The organism is Anaerorudis cellulosivorans, assembly GCF_025943985.1.
GTDB classification, from domain to species: Bacteria; Bacteroidota; Bacteroidia; order Bacteroidales; family Dysgonomonadaceae; genus Anaerorudis; species Anaerorudis cellulosivorans.
Genome location: NZ_JAPCWE010000003.1, coordinates 93,558 through 109,693, shown reverse-complemented (window position 1 = coordinate 109,693; position 16,136 = coordinate 93,558). Strand labels below are relative to the sequence as shown.

Below are 16,136 nucleotides of genomic sequence, written 5' to 3'. Positions count from 1 at the left end.
TTTTCGGGTTTTTCATTCTCAAGCGTAAACCGCTATAACAAACGAAGTATGCAGCTTATTTGCTTTTTTCTCTTGACACATCGCCCAGATATCCGCCGTGATGACGTTTGGCATATTCGTTTGCCGTGAAACCGATTCGTTTCATGGTTTCAACCACCAGAATGTCTCCCATTACCGTCATGACGGTTGTAGAAGTGGTAGGAGTAAGTTCCAGCGGACATACTTCTGCCGGGCTTCCTGTAAGAAGAAGAACATTGGCTTCTTTGGCCAGTACACTGTCTTTGTTGCCGGTGATTACGATAATGGGGATATCGGCATACATGCCACGGGCAAGATCGATGAGTTCGATAATCTCGCGGGTTTTACCCGAATTGGTAATCAAAAGAAGCAGGTCGTTATCCTGAAGAATGCCAAGATCGCCGTGCTGGGCTTCACTGGGATGCAAAAAAATAGCCGGCGTGCCGGTAGAACAAAAGGTGGTGGCTATATTCTGACCGATTTGGCCGGCTTTTCCCATGCCGCTAATAACGAGTTTGCCTTTTTTTGTGTGTACCTGTTCAATGATTAAATCTACGGCCTTGTTGTATTGTTCGGTGACGGGAATATTCAAAATAGCATTGGCTTCGCGGTTGATAATTGATTGTATTTCCTCGAGATCCATAATTGACGTTGCTATGAGATTAGTTGGTTTTGAATTTATATTTAACGGCAGCCAGTTCTTCGTTTGCTTTGGTAATTTTGTTTTTCAATCCTTCTTTGTAGCTGACGAGTTTTTGCTGCAGCTGTTCATCGTTTGTGGAAATGATTTGCAAAGCAAGGATTGCTGCATTCAAAGCTCCATTTATGCCGACTGTTGCCACAGGAATTCCCGGAGGCATTTGTACGATGGCAAGCAGGGCATCTATTCCTTCGAGCGACGAATTGATGGGTACTCCGATGACCGGAAGGGGAGTCATCGAAGCGATTACTCCGGGCAGATGGGCTGCCATTCCGGCTGCAGCAATGATCACTTTTATGCCGCGATCTCGTGCATTTTTGGCAAATTGCTCTACAGCTTCAGGAGTGCGGTGTGCCGACAAGGCATTAATTTCGAACGGAATCTCCATTTCGTCGAAAAATTTGGCGGCTTTTTCCATGATAGGCAGATCGGATGTACTGCCCATGATGATACTTACTACCGGTTTCATATTTTTGATATGTTTATTATTTGCCGATGAAGCTTTTGTATTGTTCGGCTGACAAAAGGTTGTCGAGCTCTTCGGGTTTTTGAATGGAGATTTTGATAATCCATCCCTTGCCGTAAGGATCTTTGTTCACCAATTCGGGTGCATCGTCCAGGTCGGCATTCATTTCCTGTACTTTCCCCGATACAGGCATCAAAAGATCGGATACGGTTTTTACGGCTTCGATGCTGCCGAATATTTCTCCGCTTTCGAGGGTATCGCCTACGGTGGGTATATCGACATACACAATTTCGCCCAATTCGTTTTGTGCAAAATCGGTGATGCCTATATAAGCTTCTTGGCCTTCTACTCTGATCCATTCGTGATCTTGAGAGTATTTTACATTTTCAGGAAAATTCATATGTTCTATTTTTAAAGGTTTTTAAAATGTGGTGTAAAAATAGTGCTTATTTCGTTATCGACAAAATACTTTTAATGACTGCTCCCGGGTTTTATGCTCCAATCCATACACAGATAAACGTAACCATAAAACCGAGCAAAAATCCGGTATATACCTGAGCGGGTGTATGTTTTTTTAAGAGCAATCGCGATGATCCCACCAACCCTGAAATCAGCAACAATGCCATAATGAGGTAATGAGGATTGATGTGTTCCACAAAATAGCTGACAGCCACTACACCACCCATCAATCCTCCTACGCCGAACATGTGGGCGCTGATTTTCCACCATAGGGTAACAACAATGGCAAGTGCCATTACGATGAGCGATGATACATTGAGCATGATAAACCAAAAAGGCATGCCCATTTTATGGTAGAAATAAATCATAAACCCATAAGAAATTAAGGTAAAAATATAAGGAATAAACCGTTCGTGGCGAATGTCGAGCGATAAATTGGAAATGAGATGCAGGCGATACATCACCAAAATAATAAGAGATGGGACGGCAAACGCGAATACGAAGACGGGTAGAAGAATTTCGACGAAATGACCGGCATAGGTCATGCGAAATTGATCAGTATAAATAAATAACAACAAAACGTTGTAGACCGGCATTAATAGGGGTTGAAAAACTATGGATATAAGTTTTGCCAATGATTTCATCGGATAGTTTTTTGTTATGAGTTAAAAAATGAGACTAAATTTTTTTCCTTAAACGTGCAACAGGAATATTCATTTGTTCGCGATATTTGGCCACGGTACGGCGGGCAATCATGTATCCTTTTTGGTTGAGTATCTGCGTGAGTTGATCGTCGGTTAAGGGTTTAGACGGATTTTCGTTTTCTATGCTTTCTTTCAGGATATATTTGATTTCGTGTGACGACACATCTTCTCCTGCTTCGTTTTGCATAGCTTCGGAAAAGAAAAATTTGAGGGGATAAATACCGGTATTGGTTTGTACGTATTTGCTGTTGCTCACACGCGAAATAGTAGAGATGTCGAATCCGGTTTTTTCGGCCACGTCTTTCAAAATCATCGGTTTGAGTTTGGTTTCATCGCCGGTGAGAAAGAAGTCGTACTGGATGCCTACGATGGCTTCCATGGTTCGTTGCAAGGTGTTTTGACGTTGTTTGACGGCATCGATAAACCATTTGGCCGAATCCATTTTCTGCTTCATGAACAGCATGGCCTGTTTGTCTTGGTTCGACATGCTTTCTTTGTTTTGATTATATCCTTGTACCATTTCGTAAAAATCGCGGTTTACTTTCAGGTCGGGAATATTTTGGTTGTTGAGATACATGATTACTTCGCCGTTGTCAGATTCCACAATAAAGTCGGGGGTGATATTGCTCATGGCGATTTCCAGCGAATTGGTCCATGAGTTTCCCGGCTTAGGATTCAGTGATACAATTTCGTCGATGGCTTTGCGCAGTTCTTCTTCGGAAATGTTGAGCTGACGCAGGATTTTTTCGTAGTGTTTGTGCGAAAACTCTTCGAAATAGTTGGTCAGAATCTCCTCGGCAATTTTTACTTCGGGCGAATGTTTTTTGCGTTGCAGTTGCAGCAACAAGCATTCCTGCAAATCGCGCGCGCCCACTCCTGCCGGATCGAGATCTTGTATCTCATATAAGATGTCTTCCATTTCGAGCGATGAGGCATCGATATGTTGTTGAAGGAGCAAATCGTTGGAAATGGATTTCAGGTCGCGTTGCAGGTATCCGTTCTCATCGAGATTGCCGATGATGTATTCGGCTATGGTTTTTTGCCGTTCGTTAAGATGAAGGAGGCTGATTTGCTCCAGGAGAGATTCGTTGAGCGTTTTTTCATCGGAATAGACAGATTCTCTCTGTCGCGATTCGTTGTATGATGAATAATTCAGTTGATAATCGGGTATATCGTCTTCCGAAAAATAATCTCCCAATGCCATCTCTTCTTGCGAAAGCGGGCTCTCTTCTTCTTTATCTCTATTGTCATCTTGAATGTCGTATTCGTCGTCGGCGTGCGTCTCGGCAGGGTCAACCGTTTCCAATGCCGGATTATCTTCCACTTCCTGCTTGATTCGGTCTTCCAATTCAACAGAGTTTAGTTCCACCAGTTTAATTACCTGCATTTGCAGAGGGGAAAGTTTTTGGACCTGTTTAAGTTGTTGTTCCTGTTTGAGAGCCATTTATTATGTAGATTATTTATAATGTTAATCGGAAAACAAAGATAACGATTTTTGAACTAAAGTTGCGAAAGTTGATGCATTATCTCTGCCATTACGTCTGTTTTTTCGTCCGAAAGATTAATCCAGTGTATTTCTTTGTCCCTTTTAAACCAACTGAGTTGCTTGCGTGCATAGTTGCGTGAGTGTTGCTTTATTTTATCGATGGCTGTGTTTAAATCGCAATTGCCGTCGAAGTAATCGAAAAGTTCTTTATAACCTACCGTATTTAATGAATTGAGGTGGCGGAGAGGGTAAAGACGTTGTGCCTCTTCGATGAGGCCGTTGCTGATCATATTGTCGACGCGTGCGTCGATCCGATGGTATAACTGTTGGCGTTCGCGTGTGAAGCCGATTTTTACGATGTGGAATGGTCGTTTTTTGCAACAATTTGTGCGCAAAGAAGAATAAGGCTTTCCTGTCATCAAGCAAATTTCCAGTGCATGGATTACCCGCTTTGGGTTTTTGAGATCGACCTGATGATAAAAAACGGGATCGAACAGCTTCAATTGTTGGCGAATGGGGTCGAGCCCTTCTTTCCGATACAGTTGCTGAATCTCTTTTCGTAAATCTTCGTCTATGGTGGGAATTTCGTCGATGCCCCGGCATACGGCATCGATGTATAACATCGATCCACCCGTCATTACGACAACCGGGTGTTCTTTATGGAGTTTTTGTATGAGAGGGATGACTTCTTCTTCGTATCGGCTGGCACTGTAGTATTCATCAGGTGAGAGGATACCTACAAAATAGTGTTTTACCCGGCTCAATTGATCGGACGTTGGCGCAGCTGTACCGATAGGCATTCCTGTGTATAATTGGCGTGAGTCGGCCGACAAGATAGGACTGTTCAGCTTTTCGGCAATGCGGATGCTCCATTCCGTTTTCCCGACACCGGTCGGGCCGAGCAAGACAAGCAACGTATTCATTTAATACAAATCGTCCTCGCTTGTTTCGGTTGGAAAATCGTCAAGTCCTTCAAACCCTTCGCGATCGAGTTCATCGATGTCGAAACTTTCATCGCCATAGAACGATTCATCCATATCGATGGATATATCACCGGCTTTCATCTCTTCGAGATTCAGTACCTGAGGTGGCGCTTCACCTTCGGAAAGGGTGCAGAGGGGTTGTTTTAAATTTTTCCCCGGGATGATTTCCGATAATTCCATATACAGTGCTCTCTCCGAAAAATAGTCGAAGACGAACATCAGTTTTTGTTTTTCATCTTCCAGATAATCGCTCAAGACACATTCTTCCATCGAGTACGAATCTTCGTCGGACGATGTGTCCATTTTTACCAGCGTAATTTCCATTTCTTTTCGCCAATCATCATCGCAAAGTACAAACGAAGCCATTTCTTTGTCACTGTATCCTGTACTGTCGATAATGGCTTTGTATAGATCGTAAAATGTGGCATCGGCGTCTATTTTGATCTCTCTTTTGAAGTTCTCAACTTCATCGGATAAAATTAAAAATCTGAATATCACAATATTTAAATTTTATTATGGTTGTTTGTCATTCAAAGGTAAGAAAAAAGTTTGGAAATAATAGCGTCCTTTTTTCATAAAATATGATATTTGCATTGGCTTAACTTTTTTATCGTGAGATGTTGTATTATTCCTAGAAATATATTACTTTTGCCATGCCTTTTCAGAAAGGGAAAAAATTCTTCAGTAGCTCAGTCGGTTAGAGCATCTGACTGTTAATCAGAGGGTCGTTGGTTCAAGTCCAACCTGAAGAGCGGGAACATGGTTTTTACTATCTAAATAATTAGATTCTTCAGTAGCTCAGTCGGTTAGAGCATCTGACTGTTAATCAGAGGGTCGTTGGTTCAAGTCCAACCTGAAGAGCGAAAGAGGATGTCACGTAAAGGCGTCCTCTTTGTTTTTATAAACCTTTTTGTAATTGTCTCGTTTTAATAGCTGTGTAATGGCTGATTTTTTCATGCATTCCTAATTTTAAAATCTACAATGAAAAGAATTTTATCTGCATATCGTTTAAGACCCGAAGGGTTAAAGGAATTGGAAGGGAGATACGAAATCGTGCTCCCTAAAGAAAAGTCGCATTTTTCTAAAGAAGAAGTGTTGGAACTAATTTCTGACGTTGAAGTGTTTATTCCTGCTTTCAACTTTTACACCGACAAAGAGATTATGGACAAGGGAACAAAGTTGGAGCTTATAGCCAATTATGGGGTGGGATACAACAATATCGATGTGGATTATGCCACAAAGAAAGGGATTGTGGTAACCAATATTCCCCACAGCGTGACAGAACCTACTGCCGAATTTGCTTTCGGATTGTTGTTGGCAACAGCAAGACGTATAGCCTATTACGACCGTAAAATTCGTACCCCCGAAGGGGTGAGCTGGGGTATGTATGGCGAAGCGGGGCTGCCTGTCTTCGGCAAAACCCTCGGGATTATCGGCATGGGACGTATCGGACAGGCTTTGGCGCGAAGAGCGGTGGCTTCGGGTATGAAAATCATTTACCATAACCGCCATCGTCTCGATGAAGCTATCGAAAAATTATATGATGCTGCGTACGTTTCGCTCGAAACATTGCTGAAGGAGGCTGATTTTGTTTCGCTTAACGCCCCGTCTACACCCGAAACGATTCACCTGATTGGCGAGAGGGAGCTAAACATGATGAAACCGACGGCGGTGTTTATCAATACGGCACGTGGAAACATGGTGGACGAGAAAGCGTTGGCTGAAGCGCTGAAAGAAGGGAAAATATGGGGAGCAGGGATTGACGTTTTCGAAAACGAGCCGCATGTGCTGCCCGAACTGTCGGAATTGGATAATGTGGTTCTTACGCCTCATGCTGCTTCCAAAACATTGGAATATCGGCATAATATGGCTGTTGAAATGGTGCGGAATATCATCGGATTTTATGAAGGGACTTATCCCGTTTCACGGGTCAATTGATAACAACGAGAAATAATGCTATTAAAAGATTATTCGCTTCAACAAAGAAATAATTACCTGCAAAAGAAGAGAAAAGGATAATTTATGAAATATCAAACCCATATGTTGGACAATGGCTTGCGCATTATACATTATCCGTATCTTTCGGAAATATCGTATTGTGGATTTGCCGTGAATACCGGAACGCGTGATGAAATGCCGGACGAAGAGGGGATGGCGCATTTTGTGGAACATATGCTGTTTAAAGGAACGAAACGGAGAAAATCTTTACATATTGCCAATCGGATGGAGAATGTGGGAGGGGAGATAAATGCTTACACGACCAAAGAAGAAACCTTTGTTTATTCCATTTTTCCCGAAGAATATTTGCCTCGTGCTGTTGATCTGTTGAGCGATATGGTTTTTCATTCGACGTTTGATCAGATACAGATTGAGCGGGAGCAGGGAGTTGTTTTGGATGAGATCAATTCTTACCTCGATACTCCTGCGGATTTGATTTATGATGATTTTGAAAATCTTTTGTTTTCGGGGCACGATTTGGGACATTATATCCTTGGAAATCCTCAATCGTTGAAAACATTCGATACACAACGCTTAAAAAATTTTGTGGAGCGGCAATATAATCCGGCGTTAATGGTGTTTTTTTCCTTTGGCAAGTCACCTTTTTCTAAAGTGGTCAAACAGGTAGAGAAGCATCTGGCCGGTATTCCGGCAAACGGGATTTTGTCCAAAAAGAGAGAAATCCCAACCGATAGTTCAATACGAAAAGAGAGGGTTGCCAAAGGGATCATGCAGGCACACGTGATGATGGGGCGAAAAACGTATGATATGTATCATCCCGATAGATATGCTTTATATCTTTTGAACAATATTTTGGGAGGCAATGGTATGAACAGTCGGCTTAATGTGGCTCTTCGCGAAAAAAATGGTTTAGTATATAATGTGGAATCGAGTGTCTCATTTTATACCGATACAGGAGTTTTCGCCTTGTATTTTGCTTGTGATCCTCGCCATATGGAGCGTTGTGTGCAGTTGGTCGAAAATGAATTGCAGCGATTAAAAGAAACCCGGCTCACACCCGGTCAATTGGCAACTGCTAAAAAACAGCTGAAAGGACAAATGATGATTTCGGCCGAAAATCACGAAAATGTAGCGTTGGATATGGCGAAAAATTTTTTGCATTATCATGAATATCGTTCTCCTGAAGAAACGTTGAAAATAATCGATTCCGTTACCTCGGTTCAGCTACAGCAGGTCGCGACAGAGGTTTTTGATCTTTCTATGCTGTCCCAATTGTGCTATGTGTAATCTCACTTTTTTCTAATGTATCTTCAAATTCCTGTTCATTTTGCCTACAAACAGGATGTTACGCCGGGAACACGCATTGTTTTTCATGCAGGTCCTTATGTGGCTTATGGAGTAGGAGGTAAGTCGAAAGTAACTGCAGGAACTGTTACATTGGAAAGCGATAAGGTTTTTGGAGAGGGAATACTCCAATACAAATCGTTTGATGCTGGTTTAGGTTTGGGGGTAGGTGCGGAATTCGGCCCTATCATTCTTGATCTTGGTTGGGATATGGGATTGCTCGATATTTCCAATATTGACGATGGGAGTATAAAAAATCAGAACGCTTATCTTTCTGCAGGCTTTCGGTTCAATTGATGTAAGTTGTAAGCCACATCATTAAATCATTTTGAAAATCTATATAGGGGGTGTTCAAAAAGTTATTAAACAAGTTCAACACCCCCTTTTCATTTTCTCTCTCTTTGCTGCTATATTTTCTACTTGATTCGGCCTTTATTTCTAATATATTGTCCATCCGCCATCTACTACAACTGTTTGTCCGGTTATGTAATCACTATCGTCACTTACCAGAAAAGCCGCTGCATTCGCTATATCTTTAGGAATGCCGTATCTGCCGTATGGTATTTTACTCAGGAGGACATCGGCAATTCCCTTATCTGATCTTAAATTCTCCGTCATAGGAGTCTCGATAACACCCGGAGCAACTGCATTTACATTGATCCTGTATTTACTAAGCTCCATAGCTAATTCTCTCGTCAGGTTAACGATGGCGCCTTTAGTGGCGCAATATACACCGGATAAGTCAAAACTGACAAAGCCTGCTATACTGGCAATATTGATAATTTTTCCATAGTTTTGTTGTTTCATCTCCGGAATAACGTATTTTGTACATAAGAGCACACCTCTCAAGTTTACATTGAGCATTTTGTCGATGGTACTCACTTCCATTTTGTCTAATTCTTCTTGTATAAAGATGCCTGCATTGTTAACTAGAATATCTATTCTTCCGTATTCACTCACTACTCTTTTTACGACTTTCTGAATATTTTTTTCGTTTGTTACATCGAGTTCTAATGCAAGCCCTTTTCCTCCTTCTTTAGCGATTTTGTCAACCACTCTTTGGCAATCTTTTTCATCTATGTCTGTTACAACTACTTTTGCACCATTTGCAGCAAACATCAAAGCTATTCCTTCACCAATGCCTCTGCGAGCACCGGTTATAATAGCTACCTTGTCTTTTAAATCGTATTGGTTCATAATTTTTTCGTTTTAAAGGGTCAAATAAAAATAATTTTCATCGATTAATAAAATCACAACATTTAAAGGGTCAAATTCAAGTAGAAAATATGCATGCTTAAACTATCTAAGGTTGTTTCCAAATTATTCTGTTTTACAAATATAAAAAAATAAATGGATATAAAAACCTATTTAGATATATTTAAGGAAATATTTCTTTAATGATTTTTGTGTTGTCCTATCTCCGCACCTTCGCCGTACCAAGTCCGCACCTTCCTCGCTCCATGCTTGCATCAGGCTTGTATCATCTTTGCATAAAGTCCACTCCGACTTCGCCGCTGTATCCCGCTCCACATGCGGCAAAGAGATAGGTTCGTTTTACACAGGTTTCGCGGAATCCGATGTTGTTTTCCCTGCCTTAGAGCGAACAAGGAGCGAAGGAAGAGCGAAGAAGAAGCGATAAAAAGTCGGCAAAACCCATCTATCGAATAAAAACTGTGTTAAACCAAACACCGAAAATTGTTCCCGTATGCCGTCGTATTTGTTGAAACGGACATAACCGTTGTTAAGTCAATACCCCAATATCCAAAAACAGCCATCTGTATGTTGCATATTACAGGGCTAAATCGAAAACTCGGCGCTAAATCGGAACGTATTTTTTTCCAAAATGAAGTTTGGGTGAATTCGCACTTGCTGGTTGATTCTACGTAATGTTAAATTTATTCTGTTTTGCAAAAAGTTTGAAAAATATTTATATATTTGTGGTGTTCAAATTATAAAAAATATGAAACAACTTACAGAGTTTATTAATCTTTTTGGTGATGACAGTGTACAAAGTAATTGAATTTCAATGATTAACAAAAAAACATGCAAGTATGAAAAGAAAAATCAATTTTTTGTTATTCCTGTTCTGTTTAAGTATAGGAGTAGCATTTTCACAAATCCGAATTACGGGTAGCGTGGTTGACGAGAATGGAGAACCCGTCATTGGGGCTTCTATTTTGGTTAAAGGTACAACTGTAGGAACCGTGACGGATGTCGACGGAAATTTCACGTTGAATGTACCTGACGATGGAAAAACATTGGTTGTATCTTATGTGGGCATGAGAACACAGGAAGTACCCGTAAAGCCTCAATTGAAGATCATAATGTTTGAAGATGCAACTATGCTTGGTGAAGTCGAAATTACTGCTGAATTTGGTATGAAACGTGTTTCGAGAGCTGTAGGATCATCAGTTCAGAATGTAAAGGCATCCGATATTATTGAATCGGGCAGAGATAATTTTATTACAGCTTTACAGGGTCGTGTGTCTGGTATGAATGTGATTTCTACGGGTGGCGCTCCCGGTTCGTCTACAACTGTTGTGTTGCGAAATGTTACATCTATATCTGGGAACAATCAGCCGTTATACGTTGTGGATGGGGTTCCAATGAATAACTCGACATTTGATCCTATTGACTTATGGATAGGTCCAACAGAAACTTATTCGGTAAGAAATTTAGATTTTGCATCAAGAGGAAATGATTTCAATCCTGAAGATATAGAATCGATGACGGTTCTGAAAGGTGCTGCCGCAGCTGCCCTTTATGGATCAGATGCTTCTAATGGTGCAATAATTATTACTACTAAAAAAGGACGCGCAGGGAGAGGTAGGGTCACTTATAGCAATTCTTTTCGGTGGGATAATTCTTACGGATTTCCTGAGATGCAGACAAAATATGCAAATGGAGCTTATGGGACGACAAACTATTATTATACAAGTAGATTTGGCGGCTTGTATCCTGAAGGGATGAAACTATATGATAATTTAAGAGCCGTAATGCAAACTGGTTTTTCAAATCGTCACAATATTTCGGTTGACGGTGGAACAGAGAAAGCCACTATAAGAGTTGCTGCTTCAATTTTAGACCAATCAGGTGTGATTAAAACTACATCTTACTCTCGTATCAATTTGACTTTGTCAGGACAAGCTGAAATAACCAATTGGTTAAAATTTGAAGGCTCAATGCAATATACAAACACAGGTAATTCAAAAGCTTTGATGGGAACGGATGGTCCTCTCTATAGGTCAATGTTGTGGCCATTGGTTGATGATATGTCAGAGTATTTAGATGCCGATGGTTCACATATGCGTTACCCTAATTATTATATTGATCAGGATCTGTTGAATCCATTGTTTGGTTTATATAAAAACAAATATTACGATAAATCAGATAGATTTCTATCCAATATTGCAATTACTGTGACTCCTTTTAAGAATGCCTTTGTTCGGGGACAGATTGGCTGGGATGTAGGTATGCAAATTTTTGAAACATCAATGCATCCCTATTATGCTGCCAGAAATGCTGGGAATGGCGAATATTATTTGACACATTCAAATTTTTCGGATCCCACCTTAAATGTTATTGCAGGATATAATACGAATTTTCTAGGTGACAAATTAAGTTTTGCTACCCAAGTCGGATATCATCAACTTGAAAATGGTGTTACAAGATTAGTAACAAGTGGATCTAAATATATAATTCCGGATTTTCAATCAATAAATAATACCGAGCCTTCTACTATTATTTCGTCACAACGAAATACAAAAAGAAGGATTCAGGCTATTTCAGGACAATTTGAGTTTGGTTTTAACAATATGGCTTTCTTGACCTTTAGAGGACGAAATGATTGGTCATCAACGTTGCCTAAAGCAAATAATTCGTATTTTTACCCTGCAATTGAAGGTTCATTTATTTTAACAGATTTGCCTTTTTTAAAAAATAATGAATATCTTAATTATTTAAAAATAAGAGGGTCGGTAGCTAAAGTAGGTAAAGATGCCGGTCCTTTGGAAATTGATCCGGAATTAGAGCCTACTTATTTAACAGGAGGAGGATTCAAATATGGTTTTACAGGACCTAACAGAAAATTAAAACCTGAAATGACAACCTCACATGAGATTGGTTTTGAAGGTCGTTTTTTGAAAGATCGAATATCTGCGGATTTTACTTATTTTAATACCCGTTGTTCTGATCAGATTGTTAAAGGATTTAGATTAAGCTATGCTACAGGTTTCGTATTAAATAACATGAATGTGGGTACTTTTGATACATGGGGATGGGAAGGACACATTGATGGGGATATATTACGTGGTGCAAATGGATTGCGATGGAATGTTGGTTTTAATCTTTCACATGTAAATTCGGAGGTTGTTTATTTACCTGAAAATGTAACAGAGTATTATAATCCTTATACTTGGAATTCGGGAAATATTCGAAATGGTATTATGGTAGGTTATCCTATAACGACATTAACAGGACGAGCCTATGAACGTAATGAGGCAGGACAAATATTAATAAACCCCACCACTGGTTTACCTATTATTAGTCCGAAATGGAGTGTCATTGGTGATAGGGAGCCAAAATTTAGATTTGGTATTACCACAAGCCTGAATTATAAGGATTTTCGTCTTTCCGCAATGTTTGCAGGACGATATAAAGCTACTGTGGTAAATGGAACCAAAAGATCAATGATGACAAGAGGTACGAGCTGGGAATCCGTAAAATTACGTGAAAGTAAGCCGGTAATATTTAATGGTGTATTAAAAGATGGGAATGAAAATACGGCAAATCCTACAATTAATACTATTGCTGTTGATTACAGCACATATGGGACTTCAATTTATGAAGGAGGGGATGAGGATTGGTTGGAAAAAGACGTTAATTATTTACGTTTACAGGAAATGAGATTAAGTTATCGAGTTCCGACACAGGTATTAAATAAGACAAAAATAATTTCTTCTGCGGATGTTTATATTTGTGGGAATGATTTGTTTACGTGGACTAATTATTCCGGAATTGATGCAGTGGGTAATACTGTTTCTGCTGCTGCAGGTGGTACCGGAGGGGAAGGTTATGATGTGTGGTCTTTGCCAAGTCCTCGTGGGATATCTTTTGGTTTTAGTCTTACTTTTAATTGATTTAATAATATAATGACATGAAAAAAATATCATCAGTTATAATAGCCTTGCTTTTGTTATTTGCCGGATGTGAAGATTATTTGGATGTAAATAAAAATATTGATGCTCCCGATTATGTAGAAGGATATCTTTATTTGGCAGGGATCATTCAGCAATATCAAGGAATTTATTGGGATATAAGGGCACTTGGACCTTTAACTCAAATGATGGGTACGACTTCATACACTTCTTTTGCGAATCATTACTATTCAGAAGGCAGTGATGCGGGAGGAGAAGTTTGGCGTATGGTTTATTGGAATCAAGGTATGAATCTTGAAAATATGATAAATCAGTCATTAGAAGCAGAGGATTGGACTCTTGCGGGTATAGGTTATGCGATTAAAGCCTATTCATGGGATTTAATGACAAAGATTCATGGTGAGCTTCCCATGAAGGATGCTTTTGTTGAGGATTTGTTATCTCATAGATATGATTATCAAAATGAAATATATCCAAAAGTAAGGGAGTGGGCTTATAAAGCAATAGAGTTATTGGAAAAGCAAGATGATCATAATTATGGTACCAAAATTACAGCTAACGATTACATTTACGAAGGTAATAAAGATAAATGGATAAAATTTGCATATGGAGTTATTGTTCGAAATTTATCGTCTCTTTCCAATAAAACTAATTTTGTATCGGATTATGCTCAGGAATTGATAACATGTGCCGAAAGATCTCTCCAATCATCTGACGATGATGCCACAGTCAAAATTGCGGGGGGATCTCAAGATGCTCCTTATTCCGGCTATAATAATTTTTGGGGGACTGCGCGTTCAAATCTTTCCTATTCTTATTTTCAGCACGAATATGCTGTACAAGTGTTTACCGGAACGGTACCGGAATATAATGAAGATACAGGAGAAAAAATACAGGTAATAGGGAATGATTATTATCCATATGAATTGATGTCGAAACAAATTATATGCGATACTTTAATGGATGGCGTAGGGCATTACGATCCTCGTGTAGCCGTAAAATTAGCCACGACATCCGATCCTAATTATGAATATATAGACAATCCGGATAGTGTTAAAGCCCACAAATATTACGGAAGTTCTTTTACCAGTGCAAGTGGGCCTATAGGAACAGCTCCTTCATTTTATGGAAGAAATGAAGCTTCTAGATATAGCGGTAATATTCATGATGGAATAGGAAGATGGATTTACAGGGATGATGCCCCTTACATATTAATGACTTGTGCCGAAATTAAATTTTGCTTGGCAGAAGCGTATTGGAAAATGAACCAAAAAGACGAAGCTTTTGCAGCTTTTAAAGAAGGCGTAAAAGCAGACATGGATTTTACTTCCAAGTATATTTATCCGGGAACTAAAGGGAAACCACAGGGTGGCGATAAAATTACGAAAAATTTGTTTAATGCTTTTGCGCAAGAATATTTAAATGGTCCGTATGTGAATGGTTTGTCTTTATCTGATTTTTCTTTATCTCATATTATGATGCAAAAATGGATTGCATTATACCCATGGGGAGCTCCGGAGGCATGGGTCGATATGAGGAAATATCATTATGATATTGAATATACCGGAGAATATCCATCGAAAGGGAATGGTTGGGATGTTACTTCTCTTGATCAGAAATGGGATACAAATATAACTAAGGTATTCAAAGGATTGTATTTGCTTCCAGCCCAAGTTCAGAGTCGAAAAGGATCTTATAATATTAAAAATGAAGGTTCTCCGGCTTATCGCATCAGACCCAGATATAATTCTGAATATATGTGGAATTTAAAATCTTTAGAATCATTAAAGCCCATACCTGGTACGGCCGATAATTATCATACTTCCATACCTTGGTTTGCATATCCTGGTGAAATGCCAATTAATTAATTAATTAATCAATCAAATGTAATCATGAAAATTATGAAACTGTTTAGAAATATTTCATTAATAGCATTTGTTTTGTTTGCTTTTTCATGTGAAAAACATGAAATAATATATAACGCAGACCCGATTTCAGATGTTGCTGAATTTCAACTTCATTATGTTGTTCCTGTGTCAGCAGTTGCTTCAAACAATATTTACAAAGTTGAAATCAATGATCAGTTATATGCAAACAATACTGCTCCCTTGAATACCTATAACGCAATTCCGAGTGGATCTGTTGGGCGTTTTTATACAACACGGATTGGGGAGAACAATATCAAATTATATATGGGATTGAATGAAAATCAAAGATTAATTTACGATCAAAATTGTGTTCTAAGACAAGGGAAACAAAATATTTTTGTTTACGATTTTAATAAACCTCCTATTGTCTTTGATAATGGCCATCCATATCAAACAAATATAACGGAATATTCAGATTCGACGGCATGGATAAAATTCTATAATTTTTTATACGAAAAACAAGGGGAACCAACAAGTTTGAAATTACAGTATCAGTATCAATACACGATGAATTATGAGACTCGTAAGAAGAGTGATTGGCTTAATATAGGTCAACCTGTTGGTTTTGGAGAAACAACCGGATGGCAGCCTGTAATTGTAATAAAAAGTGTTGAGCTATCATCTGGTTATGCCAGATTGGATTACAGGATAAAAGTTATTGATGCAAATGGGGAAGATGTTGGAAATTTGCAGATTCTTTCCGGAAATAAATATGTTGATTATTCTGATTATTGGAATGCTTATATAGGAAGACGTTACCATCATATATTGGCAGGCTTAAGAACGGCATCTCCAACATCTTCTGTAAGACAGTTTACGGCATTATAAAGGATTTTTCACCGGGAAGAGTGGTTTTTGAATTTTTTTAAGATCCTTTCTTCCCGGTTTTTATATCAATAACATTGCGATTTATATTGATAAAGGTAAGAGCTA

14 protein-coding genes and 2 tRNA genes are annotated in these 16,136 nt (G+C 39.1%); 8 read left to right on the top strand and 8 right to left on the bottom strand.

Annotated elements, in window-relative coordinates; genetic code table 11:
* Positions 1-55 precede the first annotated feature (55 nt).
* The 7 genes from OLM34_RS02290 to OLM34_RS02260 all read right to left on the bottom strand — a co-directional run bounded on the left by OLM34_RS02290 (position 56) and on the right by OLM34_RS02260 (position 5,314).
* On the bottom strand, positions 56-661 hold the full coding sequence (locus OLM34_RS02290; protein ID WP_264404952.1) for an SIS domain-containing protein: 606 nt from the start codon (positions 659-661) through the stop codon (positions 56-58).
* A gap of 19 nt (positions 662-680) precedes the next feature.
* The gene (gene purE, locus OLM34_RS02285; RefSeq protein ID WP_264404950.1) at positions 681-1,187 is read right to left on the bottom strand and encodes a 5-(carboxyamino)imidazole ribonucleotide mutase; all 507 of its coding nucleotides are present in this window, start codon (positions 1,185-1,187) and stop codon (positions 681-683) included.
* 16 nt (positions 1,188-1,203) lie between these two features.
* A complete protein-coding gene (gcvH, locus tag OLM34_RS02280) occupies positions 1,204-1,584 on the bottom strand; it encodes a glycine cleavage system protein GcvH (RefSeq protein WP_264404949.1) in 381 nt (126 codons plus the stop codon).
* A 91-nt stretch (positions 1,585-1,675) separates the two neighbouring features.
* Positions 1,676-2,287: a hypothetical protein gene (locus OLM34_RS02275; RefSeq protein ID WP_264404947.1), complete on the bottom strand. Its 612-nt coding sequence runs from the start codon at positions 2,285-2,287 to the stop codon at positions 1,676-1,678.
* Positions 2,288-2,321: 34 nt separating this feature from the next.
* On the bottom strand, positions 2,322-3,791 hold the full coding sequence (rpoN, locus tag OLM34_RS02270; RefSeq protein WP_264404945.1) for an RNA polymerase factor sigma-54: 1,470 nt from the start codon (positions 3,789-3,791) through the stop codon (positions 2,322-2,324).
* Positions 3,792-3,847: 56 nt separating this feature from the next.
* On the bottom strand, positions 3,848-4,756 hold the full coding sequence (gene miaA / locus OLM34_RS02265) for a tRNA (adenosine(37)-N6)-dimethylallyltransferase MiaA (protein WP_264404944.1): 909 nt from the start codon (positions 4,754-4,756) through the stop codon (positions 3,848-3,850).
* Positions 4,757-5,314 (bottom strand): IS1096 element passenger TnpR family protein, encoded by a 558-nt coding sequence (locus OLM34_RS02260; RefSeq protein WP_264404943.1) that lies wholly within the window; start codon positions 5,312-5,314, stop codon positions 4,757-4,759.
* Positions 5,315-5,494: 180 nt separating this feature from the next.
* Here OLM34_RS02260 and OLM34_RS02255 point away from each other — a divergent pair.
* The 5 genes from OLM34_RS02255 to OLM34_RS02235 all read left to right on the top strand — a co-directional run bounded on the left by OLM34_RS02255 (position 5,495) and on the right by OLM34_RS02235 (position 8,416).
* Positions 5,495-5,568, top strand: a tRNA-Asn gene (locus tag OLM34_RS02255).
* Between the two features lie 35 nt (positions 5,569-5,603).
* Positions 5,604-5,677, top strand: a tRNA-Asn gene (locus OLM34_RS02250).
* A gap of 120 nt (positions 5,678-5,797) precedes the next feature.
* Positions 5,798-6,754, top strand: coding sequence for an NAD(P)-dependent oxidoreductase (locus OLM34_RS02245; RefSeq protein ID WP_264404942.1), 957 nt, complete (start codon positions 5,798-5,800; stop codon positions 6,752-6,754).
* An 84-nt stretch (positions 6,755-6,838) separates the two neighbouring features.
* The gene (locus tag OLM34_RS02240) at positions 6,839-8,062 is read left to right on the top strand and encodes a M16 family metallopeptidase (RefSeq protein ID WP_264404941.1); all 1,224 of its coding nucleotides are present in this window, start codon (positions 6,839-6,841) and stop codon (positions 8,060-8,062) included.
* A gap of 15 nt (positions 8,063-8,077) precedes the next feature.
* Complete coding sequence (locus OLM34_RS02235) at positions 8,078-8,416, top strand: PorT family protein (protein ID WP_264404939.1); 339 nt, start codon at positions 8,078-8,080, stop codon at positions 8,414-8,416.
* Positions 8,417-8,557: 141 nt separating this feature from the next.
* On the opposite strand, the gene OLM34_RS02230 is transcribed toward OLM34_RS02235, so the two are convergent.
* On the bottom strand, positions 8,558-9,316 hold the full coding sequence (locus OLM34_RS02230; protein WP_264404938.1) for an SDR family NAD(P)-dependent oxidoreductase: 759 nt from the start codon (positions 9,314-9,316) through the stop codon (positions 8,558-8,560).
* A gap of 854 nt (positions 9,317-10,170) precedes the next feature.
* On the opposite strand from OLM34_RS02230, the gene OLM34_RS02225 reads away from it, so the two are divergent.
* Genes OLM34_RS02225 through OLM34_RS02215 form a run of 3 tightly spaced genes read left to right on the top strand, consistent with a single transcriptional unit; the run spans position 10,171 to position 16,031 of the window.
* The gene (locus tag OLM34_RS02225; protein ID WP_264404937.1) at positions 10,171-13,257 is read left to right on the top strand and encodes a SusC/RagA family TonB-linked outer membrane protein; all 3,087 of its coding nucleotides are present in this window, start codon (positions 10,171-10,173) and stop codon (positions 13,255-13,257) included.
* Between the two features lie 17 nt (positions 13,258-13,274).
* Complete coding sequence (locus tag OLM34_RS02220; RefSeq protein WP_264404936.1) at positions 13,275-15,143, top strand: SusD/RagB family nutrient-binding outer membrane lipoprotein; 1,869 nt, start codon at positions 13,275-13,277, stop codon at positions 15,141-15,143.
* Between the two features lie 24 nt (positions 15,144-15,167).
* Positions 15,168-16,031: a hypothetical protein gene (locus OLM34_RS02215; protein WP_264404935.1), complete on the top strand. Its 864-nt coding sequence runs from the start codon at positions 15,168-15,170 to the stop codon at positions 16,029-16,031.
* The last annotated feature ends 105 nt before the right edge of the window (positions 16,032-16,136 follow it).